The organism is Candidatus Tumulicola sp. (genome assembly GCA_036490475.1).
Lineage (GTDB): Bacteria > Vulcanimicrobiota > Vulcanimicrobiia > Vulcanimicrobiales > Vulcanimicrobiaceae > Tumulicola.
The window spans coordinates 181,790-205,940 of the sequence record DASXDT010000002.1 but is presented as its reverse complement, the minus strand read 5'-3'; the positions used below and the strand labels follow the sequence as shown (position 1 = coordinate 205,940).

The 24,151-nt window shown below is 61.3% G+C and carries 17 protein-coding genes; 10 read left to right on the top strand and 7 right to left on the bottom strand.

Features of this window, described 5'->3' with window-relative positions; genetic code table 11:
- Positions 1 to 18: 18 nt before the first annotated feature.
- The 4 genes from VGF98_02450 (at position 19) to hutH (ending at position 4,972) form a co-directional block, all read left to right on the top strand.
- Entirely contained in the window at positions 19 to 1,593 is a 1,575-nt protein-coding gene (locus VGF98_02450) for a hypothetical protein (protein ID HEY1680485.1), read from the top strand.
- A gap of 6 nt (positions 1,594 to 1,599) precedes the next feature.
- On the top strand, positions 1,600 to 2,592 hold the full coding sequence (locus tag VGF98_02445; GenBank protein HEY1680484.1) for a WYL domain-containing protein: 993 nt from the start codon (positions 1,600 to 1,602) through the stop codon (positions 2,590 to 2,592).
- Between the two features lie 331 nt (positions 2,593 to 2,923).
- Complete coding sequence (locus VGF98_02440; protein HEY1680483.1) at positions 2,924 to 3,403, top strand: hypothetical protein; 480 nt, start codon at positions 2,924 to 2,926, stop codon at positions 3,401 to 3,403.
- A 3-nt stretch (positions 3,404 to 3,406) separates the two neighbouring features.
- Positions 3,407 to 4,972 (top strand): histidine ammonia-lyase, encoded by a 1,566-nt coding sequence (gene hutH / locus VGF98_02435; protein ID HEY1680482.1) that lies wholly within the window; start codon positions 3,407 to 3,409, stop codon positions 4,970 to 4,972.
- On the opposite strand, the gene VGF98_02430 is transcribed toward hutH, so the two are convergent.
- Positions 4,969 to 8,727, bottom strand: a complete 3,759-nt coding sequence (locus VGF98_02430; protein ID HEY1680481.1) for a TonB-dependent receptor — start codon at positions 8,725 to 8,727, stop codon at positions 4,969 to 4,971. The two genes, hutH and VGF98_02430, sit on opposite strands and share 4 nt — an antisense overlap.
- A 36-nt stretch (positions 8,728 to 8,763) precedes the next feature.
- Between VGF98_02430 and hutU the strand changes: the two genes are divergently transcribed.
- The 3 genes from hutU to VGF98_02415 are packed head-to-tail and all read left to right on the top strand — an operon-like array spanning position 8,764 to position 12,949.
- Positions 8,764 to 10,440, top strand: coding sequence for a urocanate hydratase (gene hutU / locus VGF98_02425; protein HEY1680480.1), 1,677 nt, complete (start codon positions 8,764 to 8,766; stop codon positions 10,438 to 10,440).
- Positions 10,428 to 11,657 carry an amidohydrolase family protein gene (locus tag VGF98_02420; protein ID HEY1680479.1) on the top strand — a complete coding sequence of 410 codons (1,230 nt, stop codon included), beginning with the start codon at positions 10,428 to 10,430 and terminating at the stop codon, positions 11,655 to 11,657. Before hutU ends, VGF98_02420 begins: the two co-directional genes overlap by 13 nt.
- Positions 11,654 to 12,949 (top strand): amidohydrolase family protein, encoded by a 1,296-nt coding sequence (locus VGF98_02415; GenBank protein ID HEY1680478.1) that lies wholly within the window; start codon positions 11,654 to 11,656, stop codon positions 12,947 to 12,949. Before VGF98_02420 ends, VGF98_02415 begins: the two co-directional genes overlap by 4 nt.
- Positions 12,950 to 12,957: 8 nt before the next feature.
- Here the strand turns inward: VGF98_02415 and VGF98_02410 are convergent, their stop codons facing one another.
- Both VGF98_02410 and VGF98_02405 read right to left on the bottom strand, forming a co-directional pair.
- Positions 12,958 to 15,210, bottom strand: coding sequence for a CocE/NonD family hydrolase (locus VGF98_02410; GenBank protein HEY1680477.1), 2,253 nt, complete (start codon positions 15,208 to 15,210; stop codon positions 12,958 to 12,960).
- 4 nt (positions 15,211 to 15,214) lie between these two features.
- Complete coding sequence (locus tag VGF98_02405; GenBank protein HEY1680476.1) at positions 15,215 to 15,769, bottom strand: hypothetical protein; 555 nt, start codon at positions 15,767 to 15,769, stop codon at positions 15,215 to 15,217.
- A gap of 474 nt (positions 15,770 to 16,243) precedes the next feature.
- On the opposite strand from VGF98_02405, the gene VGF98_02400 reads away from it, so the two are divergent.
- A complete protein-coding gene (locus VGF98_02400) occupies positions 16,244 to 17,401 on the top strand; it encodes an alkaline phosphatase family protein (GenBank protein ID HEY1680475.1) in 1,158 nt (385 codons plus the stop codon).
- Here the strand turns inward: VGF98_02400 and VGF98_02395 are convergent.
- The 4 genes from VGF98_02395 to VGF98_02380 all read right to left on the bottom strand — a co-directional run bounded on the left by VGF98_02395 (position 17,388) and on the right by VGF98_02380 (position 20,661).
- Positions 17,388 to 18,611, bottom strand: a complete 1,224-nt coding sequence (locus VGF98_02395; protein ID HEY1680474.1) for a sigma-70 family RNA polymerase sigma factor — start codon at positions 18,609 to 18,611, stop codon at positions 17,388 to 17,390. The genes VGF98_02400 and VGF98_02395 overlap by 14 nt on opposite strands.
- A gap of 43 nt (positions 18,612 to 18,654) precedes the next feature.
- Positions 18,655 to 18,996 (bottom strand): YciI family protein, encoded by a 342-nt coding sequence (locus VGF98_02390; GenBank protein ID HEY1680473.1) that lies wholly within the window; start codon positions 18,994 to 18,996, stop codon positions 18,655 to 18,657.
- Positions 18,997 to 19,071: 75 nt separating this feature from the next.
- Positions 19,072 to 19,200: a hypothetical protein gene (locus VGF98_02385; GenBank protein ID HEY1680472.1), complete on the bottom strand. Its 129-nt coding sequence runs from the start codon at positions 19,198 to 19,200 to the stop codon at positions 19,072 to 19,074.
- A 39-nt stretch (positions 19,201 to 19,239) separates the two neighbouring features.
- Complete coding sequence (locus tag VGF98_02380; protein ID HEY1680471.1) at positions 19,240 to 20,661, bottom strand: alkaline phosphatase family protein; 1,422 nt, start codon at positions 20,659 to 20,661, stop codon at positions 19,240 to 19,242.
- A 134-nt stretch (positions 20,662 to 20,795) separates the two neighbouring features.
- On the opposite strand from VGF98_02380, the gene VGF98_02375 reads away from it, so the two are divergent.
- Both VGF98_02375 and VGF98_02370 read left to right on the top strand, forming a co-directional pair.
- Positions 20,796 to 21,935 carry an alpha/beta fold hydrolase gene (locus VGF98_02375; GenBank protein ID HEY1680470.1) on the top strand — a complete coding sequence of 380 codons (1,140 nt, stop codon included), beginning with the start codon at positions 20,796 to 20,798 and terminating at the stop codon, positions 21,933 to 21,935.
- 127 nt (positions 21,936 to 22,062) lie between these two features.
- The gene (locus VGF98_02370; protein ID HEY1680469.1) at positions 22,063 to 24,081 is read left to right on the top strand and encodes a right-handed parallel beta-helix repeat-containing protein; all 2,019 of its coding nucleotides are present in this window, start codon (positions 22,063 to 22,065) and stop codon (positions 24,079 to 24,081) included.
- Positions 24,082 to 24,151: the final 70 nt, after the last annotated feature.

Below are 24,151 nucleotides of genomic sequence, written 5' to 3'. Positions count from 1 at the left end.
GATGGCGGATAGATAGCGATGCTCCACGCTCTACTGGCCGGACTCCTGGTCGCGCAGCCGGTTCCACCGTCACCTGACCAAACGGCACCGATCCCATCGCCGTCGGCCAGCCCAAGCGTGCTTTCTGTGTCGCCCGCGACGTTGCGACTCAACCCGGCGCAGCAGCGCACGCTCCAGGTTTCCGGCGCGAGCGGGCAGGTGAGCGCAACGGCCGAGCAGCGGCTGGTCACCGTTGCGGTCGATCCGGCAACCGGATCGATCGTCGTCACCGCGACGCAAGCAACGGGAAGCGATATCGTACACGTTGTCGATGCCGGTGGCGGCGTCGCCGACGTTCCGGTTCGCGTCGCGTTCGATGCCGGAACGATCGTGTCGCAAACAAATCTCCAAGTAACCGGTACACCGGCCGGCGACGCGTGGTTGGCGTCGACCATTCGCGCCGTCGTGCTACGGCTGACGCCCCCGCAATACGGAGCGCGCACGGCCGTCGGTGACCCGCAACCCGCAACACAATCGATGCAGCCGGGTGCGCAAGCGACGTATTCGGTGCCGGTAACGGTCGGCGGCGATCCGCGCTATTTCGACGTTGCGGGCAGCACACAAGTCGCCGTACAAAACGTCGCCGTTCCGTCGTTCTCGCCCGACGTGCTATTCTACGACGACGATCCCGAGCACGTGCTCGGTAACGGCGTTCTCTTTTCCGGGCAAGTCCAAAGCGGACGTCCGACGCGTTTATATTACTACCACGACGACGCGCTCGATCCGCACCGCATCGTCGTGCTCCTGTCGACGACATCGCAAACCCCGGCCAGCGTGCAGATCATCGATGCGGCAGCCGGCCCCAATATCGACGTCATGTCGGTGGGCCACTCGGTTTCACGCACCGTGCTCGACGTTCAGCCGCATAATGAAGGCATCGTTGCGGACGTGTCGGCCGACCGCCCGTTCGTATTGCGCGACGAGTCACTGACGGCCAGGCAAGGCGTCGCGGGCAGCATCGATTTCAACGTCATTTCCGGCGGCCCGGTAACCGTAACGGTCGCTTCGATCGGGCCGGTCGACGACGCGCGCAGCGCCCTATCGCTCGCGCCGTTGCCGCGCGACGGACATCACCGCAGCGGTACCTTCGTGCTCGGCACGTACGGAAACTCGACGTTGCAATATGCTGCCGGCGGACCCGACGCGACGGTCACAATCGGCGATCGCGAACCTGCGCCGCAAAACGTCGACCCGGCGGCCGACGGTCGCGATTACGGCGATTACGGCGTGCTACATCGCATCGATATCGGGCTGTCCAATCCGGCGGCCCAGCCGGCAACGGCGTACGTGTATTTCCGGCCGATTGTCGGGATCGATCGCGCGAGTTTTTTGGTCGATGGCAATCTGGTGGAGCTAGGTTGCGTACGACGCCCGGTTCCGTATCTCGTCGCGGCGATTGCGTTAGCGCCCAACGCGCAGACGACGTCGACGGTGCTCACTATGACGGACGGCGGTTCGTTTTTTCCGGTCGAGATCGGCGTCACGGCGACGCCGCCGATACCGCAGGCCCCGCCGATTAACGCTCCCGACGGCTGCTTTCCGAAGCCGCAATAACGACGCGTGGAAGCCGCCGAATCGAAAATCGTCTTACTCGTTCGATTGCTCAACGCAATCGACGAAGGGCGTCATTCGTTTGAGGCGCTCAAAGAGCGCGTCGCCGAGGGAGCTCGCGCTCCAAGCACGCGCAGTCTGCGACGCTACCTCTCCATCTTGTCGGACGCCGGGTTCCCTTGGTATTTCGATCGATCGGCGAACGCCTACCGATTTGCCGGCGGCTACAGCCTCAAACGAATGGATCTCTCGAGCGGCGAACTCTTCGGCTTGGTCGCGCTGCGCTCGCTGGGTGCGAGCATCGGCGGAACGATTGGTTCGTCGATCGATGAGGCCACCGATAAACTCGTCGGTACGGCCGGACGCACTGCCGAAGCGCACGTCGCCACGCAGTCGCCGGTGGCGTTTCGCCTTCCCGCGATCGAACTCGACGAGCGCCTCGATCGCTTTTTCGCGTTCTTGTCGTTTGCCGAGCGAGCCTCGCGGGCGGTGCGATTTTCATATCGAGACAAAGACGGTAAGGCCAGCGTTCGCACCATCGACCCGTACGGATTCGTCGTGAACGGCGGACGCGTGTATTGCGTCGGTCACGACCGCGGTCGGCGGGATACGCGAACCTTCGCAATCGACAGCATGGGTGACGTAGACGTGCTTGCGTCGACGTTCGTGCGACCCGCCGATTTTCGAATCGAGGAGTTCGCAGCCCGCTCGATCAGCGGCGTTTTCGCCGGCGGACCCGTCCTGGATGTGCGCGTCGCGTTCGCGCCCCGCATCGCGAAAGCCGCGATCGCGGCGCGCGTACTGCCCGATCGGCACGTCGAGCGCCGCGAGGACGGCGGAGTGGAAATCGTGTACCGCGTGAGCGACGTCGACGAGTTCGTGCGATGGGTCCTCGGTTGGGGCGCGCAAGCCGAAGTGCTCGATCCGCCTGCGGCGCGCGAACGCACGGCGGCGTTGAGCCGTGAAATCGCCGAGAAGTACCGAGCGGGCCCCGAGACATAACGAAACCCGCCCAAACGTTCGTCGTGGCGGGTTCCGACGTAACCTCACACCGAGTTCGGTGCCGTCGCTCTCGGGTGGGAGAACGATGAGGCGTTCCGGCCGGCGGTTCGAGCGCCGCGACCGCAACGTGCTATGCGCAACGTCTTGATGCACGGACACTCGCGACTTTTACGTGTGTCGCGCTTCGTAATCCGAAGTGAAGGTATCGTAGCACTCGGTATGGTGACCGGCAATCTGGATTTCGGGAAATGAACAGCCTCTCCACAAGAATTCTGCCTTATGCACCGGCTCCGGTTGGGTTATCCACTATGCAGGTCGAAGGTCCGCGTTCATGCCGATCCTTGGAATCGTCGCGATGCTCGTCGCACAAAACTTTTATGGCAGTTTGCCGATCGACGGAGTCGATTGCAACCCAACCGAAGGTGTCGCCGAACACGTGCACGCGCAACTGCAGCTCTACGATCGCGGAAAGCGGATCACGGTGCCCGCGAGTATCGGGATGTCCGAGACGGCGGGTTGCCTCTATTGGATCCATACGCATGATAGCAACGGCTATATCCACATCGAAGCGCCCGTGATAAAAAACTACACGCTCGGGCAGTTCTTCGATATCTGGGGCCGCGAGCTCAGTTGGACGCGCGCCGCCGGCCTTACCGCGCCGCACGGAAACCGGTTGTCGATTTGGGTCGACGGGAAAAGCTGGCATGGCAGCGATCCGCGCACGATCGTTTTGCGCGACCACGAGAGCATCGTCATTCAGAACGGACCGCCATTCGTCAAACCGGCCGCGGCCGATTGGAGAAATCTCTAACACGTGAGCGTCGCGCGCCGGAGTGGAATGGTCGAACTCAACGGCCGGAACTGTTCGCTCGAGTCGATTGAAGCCATTGCCGATGGGTCGCTCGTCCGAATCTCCGAACCGGCGCGGGCGGCTGTCCTTCGTGCGCGCGAGTTCGTCGACGAGCGATTTGCCAGTGGAGAAGCGATTTACGGTGTCACGACCGGCTTCGGCCGGCTGGCGCACGTTCCGGTCGCCCCCAGCGATGCCGCTCAGCTCCAGCTGAACCTGGTTCGAAGCCACGCCGCTGGCACCGGAGCGCCGCTCGATCCCCGCATCGTTCGCGCGGCCAGCGCGCTACGCGCGAACTCGTTATCGGCCGGTTATTCGGGTGTCGCGCCCGCGACGCTGGACTTGATCGTCGAGTCGTTGAATCGCGACGTCACCGCGGTCGTTCCATGTCAGGGCTCCGTCGGCGCTAGCGGTGATTTGGCACCACTGGCACACATGGCGTTGGTGCTGATCGGCGAAGGCGAAGCGTATTTCGAAGGCGAGCGATTGCCGAGCGTGGTCGCACTCGAGCGCGCCGGTCTGAGCCCGGTGACGCTCGGTCCTAAAGAGGGCCTAGCGCTCATCAACGGCACCCAAGTCATGACCGCGGTCGCGGCCTTAGGCGTCTTGCGGGCCGAGCGTCTCGCTGCCGCCGCCGACGTGATTTCTGCGATGTCGCTCGAAGCCTATCTCGGAACGGAACGCGTCTTCGACCGGCGCTTGAACGCGTTGCGTCCCCATCCGGGCCAACTCGCCGTCGCACGCAACCTACGAGCGCTACTGGCCGGCTCGCAGATCGTGCAGTCGCATGCCGAGTGCGGACGGGTTCAGGACCCGTACTCGTTCCGCTGCATTCCGGTGGTGCATGGCGCCGTGCGCGATGCGATCGCACACGCACGAAACGTCACCTATATTGAGGCGAACTCGGTTACCGACAATCCGTTGGTTTTTCCGGAAGACGGCGTGTTCATATCCGGCGGCAACTTTCACGGCGAGCCGGTCGCGCTCACACTCGATTACCTGAAGATGGCGATTTCCGAGATCGCGTCGATCGCCGAGCGCCGTCTGTATCTGCTGCTTAATGCCGAGGACCGCGACCTTCCGTTGTTCCTGACCGGTCGTTCGGGATTGCAGTCGGGCCTGATGATCGTGCAGTACGCGGCCGCGGCGCTCGTCAACGACAACAAAGGGCTAGCGTGGCCGTCCAGTGTCGATTCGATACCCACATCGGCCGGTCAGGAAGACCACGTCAGCATGGGCATGACGTCGGCAAACAATTTGATTCGCGTGCTCGACAACGTCGAAGGCGCGCTGGCGTGCGAGTTGCTCGGTGCGGTGACGGCGACCGATTTCCGCCGGCCGCTGAAATCGGGCGCGGGAACGCAGGCCGCCTACGACGTCGCGCGACAGACGATCGCACCGTGGACCGAGGACCGTTCGCCGGCGCCCGATATCGTATCTGCGCGCCGGCTTATCGCTTCTGGATCGCTGGTAGCAGCGGCCGTTTCAGCCAGCGGCTGCGCCTTAACATCGTCGGTCGAACCCGCCTAGATCTTGATATCCACCGTCAAATAGGCGTTGAAGGGTCCGGGCAGTACGAAGGAATTCGCGTCCGCATACGCCGGAATATACGATTGCGAAAACGCGGGATTGAGCGCCACGCCGTTCGCGCCCCGGTCGTTGGGCGACGTACCGTTGTAGAAGTTCGACACGTAATAATAGTTTGAAATGTATCCACACGTGTATGAGTTGGGCGGAAACTGTTTGGTCCACGGTTCCGACGAACCGCCGAAACACGCGTTCGCAAGGTTTGCCAGTAGCAAGTTGGCCTTGATCCTCGGCGTGATCTGATATCCCATCGACATGCTCAGGTTCAACTGCGACGGCTGCCGGAACGCACCGAACGAATCGAACTTTGCGGTCTGCGGATTGGGAATGTAGAGAACGCCGGCGGACGTGCCGTTTTGCGTTGCAGCAAGTCCGCAGCTCGTATAATCCGCCTGTAGCGGGTTGCTGCTATGGATGGGAGAGTCGACGATTTTCGATGAGTTGGCCGTGCACGTGCGGGGATCGATGCCCATCGTATCGGCGGGATTTCCGTAGGGCTGGCCCTCGTTGAACGTGAGTGCCGGCGTGATCGAAAACTTATGGTGTTTATAATTGACCACCGCGCTCAGCACGCTCGGAGAGAGATAGCCGTAGTCGAGTCCGACCGGATACCATCCGTTGCGGTCGAGAAGCGGTTGCTGCTTCATCCCGTAATACGGGTTGAGAATCGCCGGATTGTATCCGGGCTTGAGCTGCGCGCAACTCGGATCGGGATAGACGTTTCCGTGCTTATCGTTTTCGTAGCAACGCGAACCGCCGCCGCCCTTCGTCAGGCCGTTGAAGTTCGCGATGTCTTGATTGTACGGGTCGATCGGGTTGATGGATGTGCCCGGATAGTTGGCCCATTTTTCTGCCGCGTTCGTATACGTGTAGGAGAGGATAAACGCGAGCCCGTCTTTATTGAAATCGCCTTTCGTAAATTCGAACTCGACGCCGTCGACTCGCTCGATGCCACTGTTGAGGCCACCGCTCAGACCGAACGGTAGAGAAACGCTATAGACTTGGTTGGTCGCGTAGCGATAAAACGGCGAGAGCTTGAACGACATATCTGTGCCCTTGAGTCGCTTCTCGAGCGATGCGTCGAAGTTGTTCGAATACTGCACGGCCGGATCGTGCCGTGGTGTCGTGTAGCCATATTGCCAAAACGCTTGGAACAAGTCGTACGCGAGGTTACTGTCCTTGGCGTTATATTGCACTTGATAGGTCTCCGGCTCTTGAGCGAAGCGGCCGGCCGAAAGGCGTAGCACGGTGTCGTTGTTGATGGTGTACGTCGCTCCCAACTGCGGTGTAAAGGCGTTGTCGGAAACGTGCGGATCGTATTGATTGCTCAGCAGCAGATGCCCGTCTTTGCCGTCGGGGTGAACGGTCTGCACGGGATGGGCCGGGATCGAATCATCGACCGGGCAATTGAAGGTAATGAATGGATTGTTCGGGCGTCCACTGGCGGGCGGCACGGCATGAAGATACGGTTGCAGGGTGACCGGGTTATAACAAAACTCGCGCTGCCCGGCGAGGAACCAGAAGTTTTGGCCGTTGCTCGACGTGTTTGCGAGATCGTACGCGTATATTTCGTCGCGCAAGCCCAGATTGACGATGAGTTTGTCGGTCGGGCTCCATTCGTCTTGCAGGGCGATGGCAGTGAAGCTGGGTGTAACGTTATTGACGAAACCGGAGTCGCCCGTATTCGTGATTTCCCATTGCGCGCCGGGAATTGCTGGTGTCGGCTCCGGATTACCGAAGGTGCCGCTCGTCCTCGGGCTATTACACGGCCTCACGTTGCCCGTTATTTTGCTGAAACACTCTGTACCGTTGGTGAGGTTCGTCGCGTCGGTACCCAAGAGATTATTGAAGTTGGTGTTGTTATACCGGTTGGTGCTCGCGGTCGTAAAGTTGGCGTTAAAGGTTAGCAGCGATTTCGGGTCGATCTGGTCGGCGAACTCCATGGCGATGCCGCGGGTGTGCGATTCTAGTTCGTAGTCGTAGCTTGTTACACCGAAGCCGTAGAGTTCGGACGCATAACTGAGCGGACTAGTCTGCAACCAGTCGGAGTAAAACGAGTAGCCGTACAGGCGCAGATACGCGTTCGAACCGATATTGTGCTGGTATTGCAGCTTGAAGATAGAGGCGTTGTTCCAAAACGCATCCTGTGCGTCGTTTGGAACCGCCGAGTAGTCACCGCCGGCGCACGCGCTCGGAATCGCCGGCGCACGTCCGGGGACTCGATACGGCGTAATGTTCGCGCAGCGGCCGCTGGGCGAACTGGGCATGTAGTAGGCGGTCGGCGACACCTTGCCGGGGCTCTCGCCGAAGTACGTGCCGGTGGGCCACGTCAAAAAGTCGCCCCATACTTGCGGAATGTTGCGACCGTAGACGACTTCGTTCAACTGCTGCACGAGGTGCGGCCCCAAGTCGTTCTGAGAACTGTAGAACGAGCTCTGCATCGCGGTGACGTTGTAGAGGATCTGGACGTCGTCGCGGCCGGCGTCACGCTTATGCGGAATGCCGATGTGGAAATTTGCAACGTTTTCGCGATCGGCGATCCAGTTGTAGCTAGCGTACGCCGGGGTGACCGTTTGATAGCAGCCGGGATTTTCAGAGATACCCTGGGGCTTTCCGACGTATCCGCGCTGTCCCTGACGCAGATCGAACGGATTGTACACCGGCGATTCGTTCGGGCCCTGATAATAGCCCGAATCTTGCGGCGCGGTGTATCCGCACGTTGGGAACACGCCGCCAAAATACAAGTGGGCCGTGTTGTCGGCGATAATCGAATAGCCCCAAACATCGCCTAAATTCGAACCGTTGAACTGATCGAGATAGCGGTAATCCTGATTGTAGCCGCCGATGCCGACGTAATAGGAGAATAGGCGGTCGGGCGTTGCTCCGCCGGCTTCGATTTCTACATCGTGGTAGAACGTCGGCGAGCCGATGCCGGCGCTCACGTTGGCGTAACCGGGAAACGTTCCGGTCTTGATGACTTGGTTGATAAAGCCGGCCAGGCCGCTGGCACTTTCTCCGGCCGTGCCCCCGCCGGCGTACACCTGCAGCTCTTGCTGTCCGAGGGTGCCGGCTGTGCCGCCCGGATAGTTGTCGAACGATCGGTTGACGGGTACGCCGTCGAACTCGTAGCCAATCTGGTCGTAACTTCCGCCGCGAATATACACCACTTGATCCCAGCCTTGCTGGTTCGGCGGAACGAACGCGCCGGGGACCGTCGCGATGGCCGAATAGGCGTTGTTCAAATTACCGCCGCCGCCGACGCCTTGTACCGCTTGGCTAACGGCGGAGTTCACGGAATACACATCGCTGGTGGTTCCGGGTTTAACGACGTCCATCGACGAGCGCGTGGTGACCGTCGCAATTGTCTTGAGCGCGGTCTGTATGCTCAAGCGCAACGCTTGTGATTGATCGGCGAAGACCGAAATACCGGTCGTCGTGACGGTTTGGAATCCGGCTTTGACGATCGTAATGGTGTACGTATCCGGAGCGAGTGAGAGCATCGTAAAGTGACCGGATGCATCGGTCGTAACGCTGCTGCTCTGCGAAGGGCTAACGGCGGTCACGCGTACGGCGCCGACCGCTGCGCCGGTGGGGGTGGTGACGATGCCGGTTATGGATCCGGTCGTTCCGGCGAAGACGCATGTGCGGCCGAAAAAAACGATGGCTGCGCTCAGAAAAACAATGACGCGGATGTTCATCGGCGAGCCTTCGCTCAAGGCATCGACCATCCCCTGATGGAACGCTCGCCTATTATGGCGACCACGGTAAACTCGCGTCGAGTTCGCGCAGCGCGCGGTACGGAATTACGGTGTAAAGGCTGGCCGCAAGAAGCCGCGTTGCGAATGCTCGAAAATAATCTGGATCCGGAAGTGGCAGAACGCCCCGACGATCTCGTCGTGTACGGCGGCAACGGCCGGGCGGCGCGTTCGTGGGAGGCGTTCGACGCGATCGTTCGCACGCTGCGCCGTTTGGAATCCGACGAAACGCTCGTGGTGCAAAGCGGCAAGCCCGTCGCGGTGTGGAAGACGCACGCACGCGCACCCCGCGTCATCATCGCCAACTCGAATCTCGTTCCTAACTGGGCCAACTGGAAGACGTTTCGCGAACTCGAGGCACAAGGCCTGACGATGTACGGGCAAATGACTGCGGGTTCGTGGATCTATATCGGCACGCAAGGCATCGTGCAAGGAACCTACGAGACGTTTGCCGAGCTCGCCCGCCAGCACTTTGACGGAACCTTGCGCGGGCGTATCGCGCTGACGGCCGGCGTTGGCGGTATGGGCGGCGCGCAACCGTTAGCGATCACGATGAACGGAGGCGTCGCACTCGTGGTCGATGTCGACCGCAGCCGTCTCGAGCGCCGTCGCGAGTTGCGCTACCTCGATCGCGTGGTCGCGTCGCGCGACGAAGCGCTTCGAGAAGCGCTGGTTGCTCGAAATGCAGGACAAGCAATTTCGATTGGTTACGAAGGCAATGCGGCGGTCGAGTTTTCTGCACTGTTCGACGCCGGATTGCGCCCAGACGCGGTGACCGATCAGACGTCGGCGCACGACCTGCTGAATGGCTACGTTCCGGCCGGTCTGACGTTAGACGAAGCCGCTGCCCTGCGGACCGCCGATCCGGTGGAATACGAACGGCGCGCGTTGGAAAGTTGCGTCGCACACGTCGAAGCGATGGTTCGTTTTCAAGACAACGGTTCGGTCACGTTCGACTACGGCAACAACATTCGCGCGCAAGCGCAGCGCGGCGGCTTCGAGCGAGCGTTCGCGTTTCCCGGATTCGTGCCGGCCTTCGTCCGGCCGTTATTCTGTCGCGGATCCGGTCCGTTTCGGTTCGCGGCGCTCTCCGGCGATCCCGACGATATCGCGCGCTGCGACGAAGAGTTGCTACGCTTGTTTCCAGACGACGAGTCGCTGGCGCGTTGGATTGGTCTCGCTCAGGAACGTATCGCGTTTCAGGGTTTACCGGCGCGTATTTGCTGGTTGGCTTTCGGCGATCGCGCCAAAGCCGGGCTTGCGTTCAACGAGCTGGTTCGTACCGGCGCCGTCAAAGCACCGATCGTCATCGGTCGCGATCACTTGGACACCGGTAGCGTCGCCTCTCCATATCGCGAAACCGAAGCGATGAAAGACGGTAGCGATGCCATCGCCGATTGGCCGATACTCAACGCGCTGTTGAATACCGCCGCCGGCGCACACTGGGTGAGTTTCCACCATGGCGGCGGCGTCGGTATCGGATATAGCCTGCACGCCGGCATGGTGGTGGTCGCCGATGGGACGGATGAAACGCGCGAGCGTCTGGGCTGCGTGTTGACGACGGATTGCGGTATGGGCGTCGTGCGCCATGCGGACGCCGGATACGAAGAAGCCATCGTGACCGCAGACGCAAAAGGCATCGATTGGCGGCTCTGATCGTCCGTGCGCGGACGATCGTTACATGCGATACCGACGCGCCGCAATCGCGCATCGACTTCGACGGGTTGGGCACGATCGACGACGGTGCGATCGCGATCGAGAACGGACGCGTCGTGGCCGTCGGTCCGGCCGTCGAGATTACGCGCGACCGGCGCTCGGTCGATGTACTCGATTTGGGCCGGAGCGTGGTGGTGCCGGGCATGGTCGACGCGCACGCCCATCCATTTTTTAGCGGCGACCGCGAACCTGACTTTGCCGCGCGAGTATCCGGATTGCCGGCACCGCTTGGAATGGCGTACACGGTCGAGCGCACGCGCGAGGCGTTGCTCGATCCGCAGCGCTTCTATCGCGAGTTGCTCGGCCCACGCTTGCACACCATGTTGCTGCACGGAACGACGACGCTCGAAGTAAAGAGCGGCTACGCGTTGCACAAACCAGGCGAAGCGGCGCTGCTCGACTTGATCGACCAGCATCGCGCCGATGTCGGCGTCCCGTCGTTGGTGTCGACCGTGCTTGGCGCCCACGCGCTCCCGCCGGAGTTCGAACGCGAAGGGAACGATGCGTTCATCGACTATCTGATCGATCAGTTACTCCCGGTCGCGGCCGGGCACGGTGCTAAATATGCGGATGCGTTCTGCGAGCCCGGTTTCTTTTCGCCAGAGCAGACGCGTCGATATTTGCAGGCCGCGCGCGAAAACGGTTTGCGCCTGCGGGTTCACTGCGACGAAATGTCCTACGGCGGCGCCGCGGCGATGGCCGTAGAGTGCGGGGTCGATGCCGTCGACCATTGCAACTTCATCACCGACGGTGACGTCGCGTCGATCGCCGGCCGCGGCATCGTCACCGTCGCCTGTCCGGCGACGATTGCGTACCTCGATCTTCCGCGGCGCGCGCCGGTGCGTGCGTTGTTAGATGGGGGCGGCAGCGTCGCGCTGGCGAGCGACTATAATCCCGGGACGTCGCCGTGCTTCAACATTCAAACGGTCGCATATTTTGGCCGTAAGCTCTTCGGACTGTCGGCAGCTGAAGCGCTGTACGGCGTCACACGTGCAGCGGCCACCTCGTTGCGCGAAGATGCCGGAACGATTCGTCCCGGAAGCGTAGCCGATCTCGTTGCGTTGCAGATCGGATCGCCCGATGAGTTCGGCTGGCAGTTCGGTGGAAATCTCGCAGCCTGCGTCGTCAAGAACGGTGCGATCGTGAGCGGCCCGTGAGCGTAAGCGAGTTGGTGCAGTGCGCCCGGGCGCTGGTCGGCGGCGAAACGCGCGACGATTACGGCTTTGCGGTGCGCGACGGCGCGATCGTCGACGCCGGAAACTTTCGCGACCTCCGCGATACCGCCGGCGACCTTCCGACTCGATCGTTTCCGGCCGATCGTTTGGTCGTTCCCGGATTCGTCAACGGACACAGCCATGCGTACCAGATTCTCTTGCGCGGTTGGGCCGATGATTGGACCTTCGAACGCTGGCGGAGCGAGGCGCTGTATCGCGTCGTTCCACAGCTGACGCCCGACGACGTCTATTGGACGTTCGTGGCCGCGTTTTCGGAGATGTTGTCCGCCGGAATAACGACGGTTGCCGAATTCTTTTACCTCAACGGTGAGGGGAACGAGCGTGCCGAAGCGGCGATCCGCGCCGCCGCTGACGCCGGAATCCGGCTCGTTTTCGCCCGCACGTGGATGGACGCTCCGTCGGCGCCACCCCAGTTTCGCGAATCGATCGACGACGCGGCGGCGCGCACGGCCGAACTGGCTGCCCATTTTCCGGATGCGAACGTGTGCGTCGCGCCGCACTCGCTGCACGCGGCATCGCCGGCGATGATTCGCGCGGCAGCCACGTTCGCGCGGGAGCGCGATTGTATGCTTCACGTGCACGTTGCCGAAGCATCATATGAGGGCGAGCGCACGATCGCCGAACACGGTGCGACGCCGGTGATGCTCCTCGATCGGCTCGGCGCCCTCGACGAAAGAACGGTTGCGGTGCATGCAATTTACATCAGCGATGAAGAAAAGGATCTGCTCGCACGGCGACGAGCGCGCGTCGTGCACAACCCGATGACGAACCAATATCTCGGCGACGGAATCTGTGACGTCGTTGGATTGCGCGCGCGTGGCGTTCCGATCGCGCTCGGCACGGATGCCGATGTCAAACCATCGCTGATCGACGAGATGCGTTCTGCGTCGCTGCTGCAGAAGATTTTGTACACCGATGGGAGCGCGCTCGGTGCATCCGCGTCGTTCGCAATGGCTACGCGCGAAGGTGCTAACGTATTACGAGTCGCGAGCGGCGACTTAACGGCGGGTAACCGGGCAGACTATATCGTGCTCGACGCGACGCGCATCGATCCGTGGTCGCCGGCGACCAATGCGTTAGTGTATCGATCCGAAGATCGATGGATTCAAGCGGCGTTCGTCGATGGAAGACGCGTGTACGCCGGCGATCAGTCGGAGTTCGCTCGGGGAGCTTGGCAGCGCGTACGCGCGATCACCCATCGCTTATTACAGTAGAAGAGCTCTCAAATCCATCGGCGAGGAATGCGCCCTTCGATCTCGCGGTGCGCGAAGGGTTCACCGCCGGAATAGGCATCGATGGTGGCGCGATACCGAAACTCGGGGTGCGACGGCGTTCCCGCCGCACGCACTTCGGTGGCCGTGACCGCGCGGACATCCCACGAACCGCGCTGCAGTCGCGAATCGTAACGCGACGTAGCAACTGCGCTGAGCGGGTTGCCCCTAGTTATCGTGAAGCCTTCTTCGGCGCGTTCGTCGACCAGCAATCCGTCGAGAAGGCCGCCGTACACGTAGCTGCCGGAGTCGAGCAGTTTGTGCACCACGACCCGTGCTGTGGCGCCGCTGCCGGCGGTGTGCGCCGTCCGTATGTTGGATTCTTCGCGTACGGTCTTGAGAATCGGAGCGTACGTCGCCGGATCGACGTAAGATGTTTCGGAAGCTGCAAAGCGCTTCGCGATCGCTGCGTCGGCGGCGCGTGCCTCTCGCAACGGCAGCACCAAAGCGCTTGCATTCGCGCCGGCCAGAACGCCGATCTCGAACGGCCGCGCATCGGCCCACATCGCCGGCGTAAATGCGGGCGAGATCGCAAGACGAATCCGCCATCCGCGCAGAAAAACGTGCCCGATGACGTCGAGCGGCAGCTCTACCGAAAAGGGCGTGCCGACCGGCACGTCGGCCGGCGGTTGGAGCTCGCCGTTGCGGTACGCGAGATTCCATAGATTCCAGGTGATCATATGCGAGCGCCCGGTCAATGGCTCGATTTCACACAAGCGGACGGCGATCGACCCGAGGGGTCTCGTACATCGCATCACGAGTCGCACCAACGGACGTCCAAAACATGCAACGTCGGTCGCCAAGGCGGGCGTGTCGAAGGTGAGGGACGCGCGATCGTTCGCGCGCTGGTCGCCGGGAAGGTCGGGGTTGCTGCACTCGCCCCACGAGCTCGTTTCGAGAACGTCGGTCCCTACGAGCGTTTGGGATGACGCCTGCAACCAACGCTCTTCGGATCGCGGCGGAACCGTCGATCGTACCGTCAGGCGCGCGCCGGAAAGCAGCGCGAGTTCGAGCGGAAGAATGCGTTGCTGCCAACGCCAATCTTCGGCCACCCATCGGCCGCGCTCGCGATAATCCGGAGTGCGCCGTGGTCCGCGCGACTCGCCCATCCAAATCAACAACTGCGGGCGTTGCGTCGTCGCTTCCGGCGTGCGCCCTTTGAGCCAACGGTCCCACCAATGCGTGACGATGTAGTCCAACCATTCGATTCGCGGTCCGGGAAAACCGTCGAAGGGGTATTTATGACCCCACGGTCCGATCGTGCCTTCGACAGGAACGCCGCGCTCGCCGAGCGCCGTCACGATGCGGACGGCGGGGTTTTTATAACCGTCTTGCCAGCCGGAAAGCACGTATACTGGTATGTGGACATTCGACATGCGATCGCGGACGCTCGTAGCGCGCCAATACGCATCGCGCGTCTGATGCTGCGCCCAACGGTCGAACCAAAAGTTTGACGCGTCGATTCGATCGCGCCACATCGATTGCCAACGATCGCCGACGACGGCGGGATCCGGCGGCATCGGCATCCATCCCCACATCGATTCGGCCCAACTAACGTTGTCGTACATCATAGTGCCGCCCTTATAATGTACGTCGTCGTTAAACCGATCGTCGGTACCGCAACAAAAGAGGACGGTGCGCAACGCTTTCGGCACGTCGTCGCGCGCGGCGACCATCAGCGCGTTGATCGCGCTCCACGATTTGCCCATCATCGCGACGTTGCCGTCGCATAGCGGAAGCCGTGCGATCTGCTCGACTACTTGCACGCAGTAGGCGAGCTCTTCGTCGGAATATTCGTCGTACAACAAGCCGTCCGAATCGCCCGACCCTTGTAAGTCGATTCGGAAGCACAAATATTCCTTGAATGCGAACCACGGATACATCATGCTATCGACGTACAACATGCCGTCGCGACGCCGATACGGATTGAGTTCGACGATCGCCGGCAGGCGCCGGCCGGCGTGGCGGGCGGGCGCGTTATACCAGAAATGTCCGCGAAGTTCGATCGGGGCCTTACCGGGATATGCGACGCGAAACGAGATGGCTTCGGGTTGTGGAACGACCTCGAGTGGTACGTGTAACAGGCGCACGCCGGCGTCGCAATCGAACGCCGATGCAGCATTCGGCAACAGCGGACCGGCGAGCAGTCCGCCTGCGGTTACGCTCAGAAACGTTCGCCGATCCAGCGGCGAGCGTTCCGTCACGGCGTCACCGCTTCGTGCAGATACCGTTCACGGTGATGGTGCGCCCGCTGCCGGTTTCGACGAACGACGACGACGTGGTGAACTTGGACGGCGACTCTTTGGTCAGTGTCGTGTCGCTGCTCGAACTCATCGACGCCCCGGGTACGAACGCGGCGTCGTGCCACACGATCGAACTTCCGTTCCAGCCCGGCGACGTCGTGAATCCGTACGCACCCTGATCGCCGTAACTAACGTCGATCCAACGCTTACTGTCGGCATCGTATGTAATCTTGTCGTAGGTGCGAAGCGCCGTGGGTTCCCACGCCGGCGGCTTGACGATCGTCGTCTCTTCCAACCAATAGCCGGAAGCGTCGCGCACGTAGGTCGACGTCGTTATGTACGCTAATGGACGTCGCGAGCTTTTCGTGCTGCAGCGCCACGTTCCAACCAAAAAGTTCATCGACGAGAAATTCGGCTTTACCGCTGCGGGAATCGGCGTCGTTTCAACCTGTGCGCCGGCGGAAAGCGGGGTGGCCAGCGCCATTAGCGACAGCCAAAGGGAAAGACAAAAATTACGCATCGTAAATCTCCTTGCGTTGGCGTGCGGCTACGACGAGGGCAAACCGTTTCCTGTAGCCGCGCTTCTCATACGGTGGCCGGCGTCGGCTGGACGATTATGCGGGAAAGCGCGACGGCCGAGAGTACGGAGGTGGGAGGATAGTGGACGATTGCCGTGCCCCCCAGCTCCGCAAGGAAAATCGTCAGCAAGCCCTAACCTCGCCGGGAAGAAAAAGATGACCTAGGTCATCTTTTATGGGTCGAGGATCTCTTGGAAATCGACCTGCGTAATGGTCTCCCTTTCATTGCGCAGGTCGATCCGACGGCAGCGGTTCCGGTAGGTTAGTTGTAACCGGAGGGTTGGCGCCGGCGGGGTTGTGGCGGTCGTCTCTTGGTCGTACGCGTGTATCACGTGCGTCCCAAGGCGCACGACCGCTGCGCCTTTGCGGAAGCTTCCAGCAAGGTAGCGCCAGGCGCGAGCGCCGAAGGCGAGCCTATGAAGTTAGCGCATATTGCTGCGGCGTCGCTTGCCGCATGTATGATGATCGCGGCGGCGCCCTCGTCGGCCGCTCCACTGCCGCCGGTCCGACACGTGTTCGTCATCGTTTTGGAAAATGAAGGCGTAGCGACGACGTTCGGTCAGAACTCGCCCTCGCCGTATTTGTCGTTGGCGTTGCCGAAACAAGGCGCGATTCTGTTGCAGTACTTCGGTACCGGGCATTTGAGCAACGATAATTATCTTTCGATGATTAGCGGTCAGGCGCCGAACCACGATACACAATACGATTGTCAAACGTACTCGAACTTCACCGGCAACCAGGTCGGTGAGTACGATCAACTACTCGGATCGGGTTGCGTATTTCCACCCAGCGTGAAAACCGTCGCAGATCAATTGGACGACGCGCACCTCACCTGGAAAGGCTACATGGAAGACATGGGTAACGATCCGCAGCGCGAGACCGCAACCTGCGGCCGTCCGCAACTGGGGCAGCCAGATCATACGCAGCGTGCCGAGGCGCCGAACGATCGCGTTCCAAACGGAGACGCGTACGCATCGCGCCACGACCCGTTCGTCTATTTTCATTCGATCGTCGACGATGCGGCGGCATGCGACGCGAAAGTCGTAACCCTCGCTCATCTCGGCGCCGACCTGCAATCGATCGATACGACGCCGAACCTGACCTACATCGTTCCCAACCTGTGCAACGACGGACACGACGCGCCGTGCGCTGACGGAAAACCCGGCGGACTAATTTCGGCTGACCTTTTTTTGAAACATTGGGTTCCGCTGATTCAAGCATCTCCCGCCTTCAAAAAGGACGGATTGCTCGTAATCACGTTCGATGAGAGCGAAATCGTCTCGCGTACCGACCCCGACGAACCCACTACTCGAGGCGCCAGCGGCGACTCCAGTGCGTGCTGTAACGAACGTGCGCCGAACGTGGAGCATGCCGGCATCCTAGGTCCGGGTGGCGGTTACATCGGAGCGGTTGCGCTTTCGCCATTTATCAAGCCCGGCACGGTGTCATCGATACCGTACAACCACTATTCGCTGCTACGGACGATCGAGACGATCTTTGGATTATCGCCGCTGGGTTATGCCGGGCAACCGGAGATCGCGCCGTTCGGAACGGACGTGTTCACGGCGCGCTAACCGGCGACGACGCTAAGGCGTTGCGACGCCGCCGCAGATAATTTTGCTCGTCAACATTTCTAGCGAGCGATAATGCGCGCTCGAATCGCGCGAGTGCCTCGTCCGCACGCCCTTCGTCGAAGAGAAACTCACCGAGAGCGGCGTGGAAGAAGGGGTAGCGTTCGAGCCGGGCGTCGCCCTCCAGCGCAGCGACGGCTGTTACACCTGCGACGGGACCGTCCCGTTGGCCGATCGCGATCGCGCGATTGAGGGCCACGACCGGTGACGGCACGATTCGTAGCAGCGCATCGTATAAACCGGCAATAGCGCTCCAGTCGGTGTCGTCAAAACGCGCAGACGCGGCGTGCTGCCAGGCGATTGCGGCCTCGAGATGATAGCGAGTAATGCCGTCGCCGCTCGCCGAGCGTTCCAGCCACGCGCGGCCTTCGTTGATGAGGCCAGAGTTCCAGCGCGAACGGTCGTGATCGCGGAGCGAACGCAAGTTACCGCCGTCGTCGACTCGTTCGGGTAATCGCGCTGCGTGCAAACACATCGAGGCACAAAAGGCGTGCGTCGTGGGCGAACTTCCTATCGGATGTTGCGCGATGAGGCGCGCTAGCCGCAGTGCTTCGGCGCACAATTCACTGCGAACGGCGTGTTGCGACGATCCGTGATAACCTTCGTTGAACAACAGGTAGATGGCATCGAGCACGGCGGGAAGCCGCCGCTCGAAATCGTTGCGATCGGCAATATCGAATAGGGGGCCGCCGTTCGTGAGGGTTCGCTTGGCACGCGACAGCCGTCGTTCGACTGCGGAACGTTCGGTGACGAAGCCGGCTGCAATCTCGCGCGCTCCGAACCCGCAGAGCAACTGCAAGACGAGCATCGCCTGCGTCGATTGCGGTAGTTTCGGATGACAACACGAGAACATCATGCGCAGTTGATCGTCGGCGATCGCGGTTTCGTCGAACAGTTCGGCGACCACGCCGGAGACCGTCCACTCGGTCGCGAGCAAACGGCCGAGATCGGGCGCAAACGTTCGTGCGGTGCGTTCGCGGCGTACGACGTCGAGCGCGCGGTTGCGCGCGACGCGCATGAGCCAGGCCGCGGGATCGTTTGGGACCCCGCGATACTTCCACGTTTCGAGCGCGCGGCAGAAGGCGTCTTGCACGACGTCTTCTGCCAACTCGAGATTGTGTATTCCGAACACGCGCGTGAGAGCGGCGACCATGCGTCCCGCTTCGTTGCGGTACGTTAGGTCGCCGGAGTTCACGTCACATGCCCATGTTGAGAATCGGGCGAACTTCGATCGTGCCGCCCGCGTCGAAGATCGGACAGCCGGATGCTAATTTGCACGCTTCGTCGAGGCTTTGTGCGTCGACCAGCGTGAAGCCGCCCACCAGATCCTTGGCTTCGGCGTACGGTCCGTCGGTCACGGTACCGGATGCGTTCCGAACGACTTTGCCTTGCGGCTCGAGCGGCTGTCCGGGATCCTTGAGCTTGCCTGCGTCCGTCAGGGACTTCATCCAGGCAACCCAGGCTTGCATCACTTTTTGACCTTCGGCGGGATCCTCGGGTTGTCTACCGCCGCGATATAGGAACAGATATTCGCTCATGTTGTAGAGCCTCCATTTGGTTGAGATACCTAAGAGACGTTCGAGTACGAGCGAAACGGACAAGCGGTGAAAATGTTAGTGGATGCGTTCGTCCGAGACTGGATCGCCGTCGTCGCCTTCGTCATCGAGCGCGTCGCGGTCGTCACCGTTCTCGTCGATCTCGTCGGGAGTATCGGGAAACTGCGTGGGAAGATCGCTTTCCATCGTGGTGCGTTGCGCGCGGCTACGACGATTGTCCTGGGACTAGGCGCGACGGCGACGGAAGAATGCCGCCGTTTCCTGGCGGGGCATCGTCTGCACCTTCGGAACGGCCGGGCGAGGCAACAGCGCGACTTGCCGCTCGACGGTGGCCAACGCCGCAGCTGTCGCCGGGAGATTGGGAACCGAGACGTCCGAAGGCGTCCCAAATCCGAATGCCTTCGTGAGGTCGCCGGTCGTTTCTCGGCGCCAGCGGCTGAGGTTGGGAACTTCGACACCGAAGCGCGCTTCGATGAGACGGAGGCAGGATGTGTGATCGAGCGTTCCGCCATACGCGAACCCGCCGCGCGAAAACGGTGAGATCACCAGGCAGGGCACGCGAAAACCGAGCCCGATCGGCGCGCCGTGCACGTATTCGCCGGCCGTTCCAGGCGGCGGCGTCGGCGGGACGACGTGATCGAATAGCCCGTCATTCTCGTCGTACACCATAACGAATGCGGTGCGCGACCACAACCGTGGATTCGACCAAAACGCTTCCAAGATTTGACGGACGTAGTTCTCACCGGCAGCCGGCAGCATATCGGGATGTTCGCACAGCTCGTAGGGCGGCACGATCCACGTCACTTGGGGCAAGTTGGCAGTTCGAATGTCCGAGAGGAGGGCATCCACGCCGCGCAGTTTGACGGCGTTTTCGTAATACGGCGAGGTCGGCGTCGCATCCGCGAACGCCGGAAAGTTCATGATGACGTCGAGTCCTACAGGAAACTCCAGCGTGCTTTCAGGCCGATAGATGCGCCAACTGATTCCGGCGTTCTCGAGCCGTTGCGCGTACGTCTCCCACGTGTACCGTTTCTCACGGTTGTTCGTAACGGGACCGCCGTGTTCGCCGTTCGCATCGATCGATGCGGTCATCCAATAGTAACGGTTCGGATCGGTCGGGCCCATCACCGATGCGTGATAGCCGTCACAAATTGTGAACGCGTCGGCCAGCGCATAGTAGAACGGAATGTCTTGACGCCGGTGATACCCCATGGTTAAGGGGCCACTTTTTCCGTCGCTCGCACGGTGCGAGCTCACCCATCCGTCGAACTTTCCATCGTTCCAAGAATGGTGCAACGTCGTCCACGCATGACTGAGATCGTGCAAGCGTTGCGCGCTCGTAGTTTTCGTATCGAGGTGAAACGGCAACACGTAACCGTCGGTGTTGAGCGCATCCGGTTGGTAGAATACGGGGCGTCCCGTCGGGAGTATCGTGGCCGCGGCGTCGTCGTAACCGCGAACGCCGGACATCGTTCCGAAATAATGATCGAACGAACGGTTTTCTTGCATCAGGATAACGACATGGTCGATATCGGTGAGCTTCGAGGCCGTGGTCCGCGCGAGCGCCGGACGCACCCAGTCAACCCGGGATGCGACCGCCACCGCGGCTGCGGTCGAAAGGAAGTGGCGTCTCGACAACGGGCTCATGGGTACGTGTTCTCAAAGTGGCGCAGCCGGAGCCTGCTCAAGCTTAAGGCCGATCGTCCACCTCGGCACCGAGGCGCGCGTCGTCACGCCGGCCCATCGATGCACGTTTTTGACGCTGTGAGGGAACGGCGATTGTGTTGTTAGGCGCGGTTCTCGCGGCGTCCGTATCGCTGACGGCATTTTACACGCCGCCGGCGCAGCTGCCGCCTGGCGGCCCGGGAACGGTGATACGGTCGGAGGCGTTTTCCGGTGGATCGGCACTGCCGTCCGCCGCTCGCAACGAGCGCGTGCTGTACGAGGTGTCGGCGCCTGACGGCAGCATGCTCGCAGTGTCAGGCACGGTCGCAATCCCGCAAGGATTGCCGCCGGTTGGTGGTTGGCCGCTCATCAGTTGGGCGCATGGAACCACCGGAAACGGCCCGCAGTGCGCGCCATCGCGAACCGAAGTGCCGAACATCGAGCAGCGTATGCTCGATGCATTCGTGTCACGAGGCTACGCGGTCGCGCAAACCGACTATCGCGGCAACGGCACGCCGGGGGTGCATCCGTACATGGTAGCGCCGTCGTTGGCGCGCGACGTCGCCGACATGGTGCTGGCGGCGCGGAATCTCGAACCGCAGATCGGGGTCGACTGGATAGCGATGGGGCACTCCGAAGGCGGCGCGATGGCGCTTGCCGCGGCCGCGCTGGGGCAGCGCTTGGTGCCCGCGCAACGGCTGGTAGGCGTCGTGTCGTACGCGCCGTTCGCGTTTCCGCAAGACGTGCAAACCGGCGAGCAATTCAACGAGGATCCAAACTATGGATTCATGGTGCTGGCGTTGATGGTCGAAGGGTTCGCGACTATCGATTCGCGCATCGTTCCCAGCCGGATGTTCGAACCGCAAGCCGCCCGTCTGTTGCCGCAACTCGAAAGTCGTTGCTTTTCCGAACTCGCGCACGACGCCGAGTGGAACGCGATCGTCCCGCGCGCGGCCGCACGCTTTTCCGCCGATAGCGACTTCGCCGCACTGCACGAAGATCTGGTCGCCAACGATGCGGCGAACTTGCGCATATCCGTGCCGGCCTTGCTGGTGCAGGGTGGCGACGACAACCAAATTTCCGCGGCGAGCACGATGGAAGTGCAGAACCTGTATCGCGCACGCGGCACGAGCGTCTCGACGTTGAGTTATCCGGGCGCCGATCACGGGTCGGTGCTGTTGCAGTCGATCGGCGACGTCGCGCCGTGGGTAGCCGCTCGCTTCGCCGCAGTACGTACCACACCGGCATATAAGTGAACCCTCCGAGCTAAACTCCGCGAGGAGCAGGCGCTACCGTCCTCGAGAGCCGAGGCAAGCGTCACGTTCGTTCGATCAGACGTAGCTGTCTATCGTGCGTTCTTGCACTGCGTTTGAGGGAGAAACGATGTTCGGCAATAGTGGACAGTTTCGTCGCGTTTGTATGGCGGCAGTTTTCGCGACGTCCAGCGCCGTTATGCTGGCGTCGTGCGGTTCGCACGGCTCGAATGCCGGACTCGTACCGAGCGCGCTTGCCGCCCCTGCCGACAGCCCGGCCGTCCACGGCATCATCATCGTAAAAAACCTTCACGACTCGGGTCCGGGTTCGTTGCGCGATGCAATCGAGCGCGCCAATTCTCATCAAGCTCGCAACGTACAAATCTCGTTCTCGGTGCGAGGCATCATACGACTCGCGAGCGACCTTCCAAAGATTCTCACGCGCGTTACGTTCGACGGAACGACTGCGCCAAATTATGCCGGGCATCCGGTCGTAGAGGTCTCTGCCAACGGCCACGCCGGGTTCGACTTCGCAGCCGGGTCGGACAATTCGAAACTGCTGGCGCTAGCGGTCACCGGTGCTGGCGGGAACGGCATTACGCTTGAGGCGAGCTCGATCGAAGTGAACTTCGACTACGTCGGGTTAGACTTGAAAGGCGCGGCGGAAGGCAATGCTGGCGACGGTATTTATGTCACATCCCAATCCTCAAGCGATCGCATTGGGCGAAACGTTTCGGGAGCATCCGGTGCGGTCGGCAATATTATTTCAGGCAACACCGGCAACGGCGTAAGCCTTCACGGATCGTCGAGCAACACGGTTGCCGACAATTGGATCGGTACCAATGACAAGGGCAAGAGCGCCATCGCGAACGGTGCCAATGGGATTTGGCTAACCGGCGGTTCGAACGACAACGAGATCGGCGGACGCCGCTTCACCGACAGCGCGACCGGCGATGTAAACAATCCGACCGGGAACAAGGGCAAAGACCCGGCCGTGTTCGTCGTGCCTCCGGACGGGAACTTGGTCTCCGGAAACGTTGCCGACGGCATCCTCATCGACAGCCACTCTGAAAGCAACGTCTTGAACGGCAACTTTGTCGGCACGACCGAGAACGGCGACGGCACCATCGCCAACGGCGGCGACGGAGTGCGAATCGATGACGCCTCCAAGAACTCGTTAATCGGCTGCAAGTTCGTGACGAATCCGTTCGTCTTTTATAACGTCGTGAGCGGTAATCGCGGGAACGGCGTTCGGATTAGCAGCTCCGACGATGTCACCGTACAAGGCGACTTTTTTGGCGTTGGTGCGAATAATACGACCATCATCGCCAACGGCGGCGACGGCATTCTAATCGACGGGTCGTCTCAAAACACGCAAGTCGGCGGAGTGATTCCCCTCGGTAACGTATCGGCCGGCAACATCAAGAACGGCATAGAGGTCGCCGATACGGCCGCCGGCTTCATCACGTTCAACACGTTCGGTGGGCTGCTGGCCTTTAAGGGCGCGGCTCCCAACGGCAACGACGGCGTCTTGATCACCTCGACCGGCGGCGGCCAAACGGTACGGACAAACGTCCTGTCGGGCAACATGAAGAACGGTCTGGAAATCGGCGGCGACGCGTCAGGCGTATTGGTCGGCCCAAACATTATGGGCTTGAGCACGAACGGACAATCGCTGCTTCCGAACGGCGGCGATGGACTGCGTCTCGATGGAACGGCGCACGGCAATACGATCGGCGACTACTACCATTCGGTTATTCCTCAGAATACGTTTTCGGGGAACCTCGGGTACGGCATCGATATTTTCCAGGGCGCGCACGATAACGAGATTTTCAATGGCGTTATCGGTGCAAACGTTCTTGCGACGGTCGCACTGGGCAATCGCAAGGGCGGAATCTTCGTTGGAAAATACGCGAGCCATAATTATTTTGGCGGACCGACCACCGATTCAAAGAAGCCGCGGAAGAACATCATCAGCGGCAACAACGGCAACGGCGTTCAGCTTGGTAATGGGAGCAGTTATACGTCGCTGATCGATAACTGGATTGGCCTCAACCGCGGTGGTGGCAGCCTACCGAACTCGGGCAAGCCGATCGTTGTGAAGCCGGGAAGCGTCCACAACAAGATCCACGGAAATGTAACGCAGTAAGCGCATTTAACGACGTCCTCCCGTTCTTTGGGGCCGCGGCGGCGTATGCCGCATTCTACGTGCTGCGTTA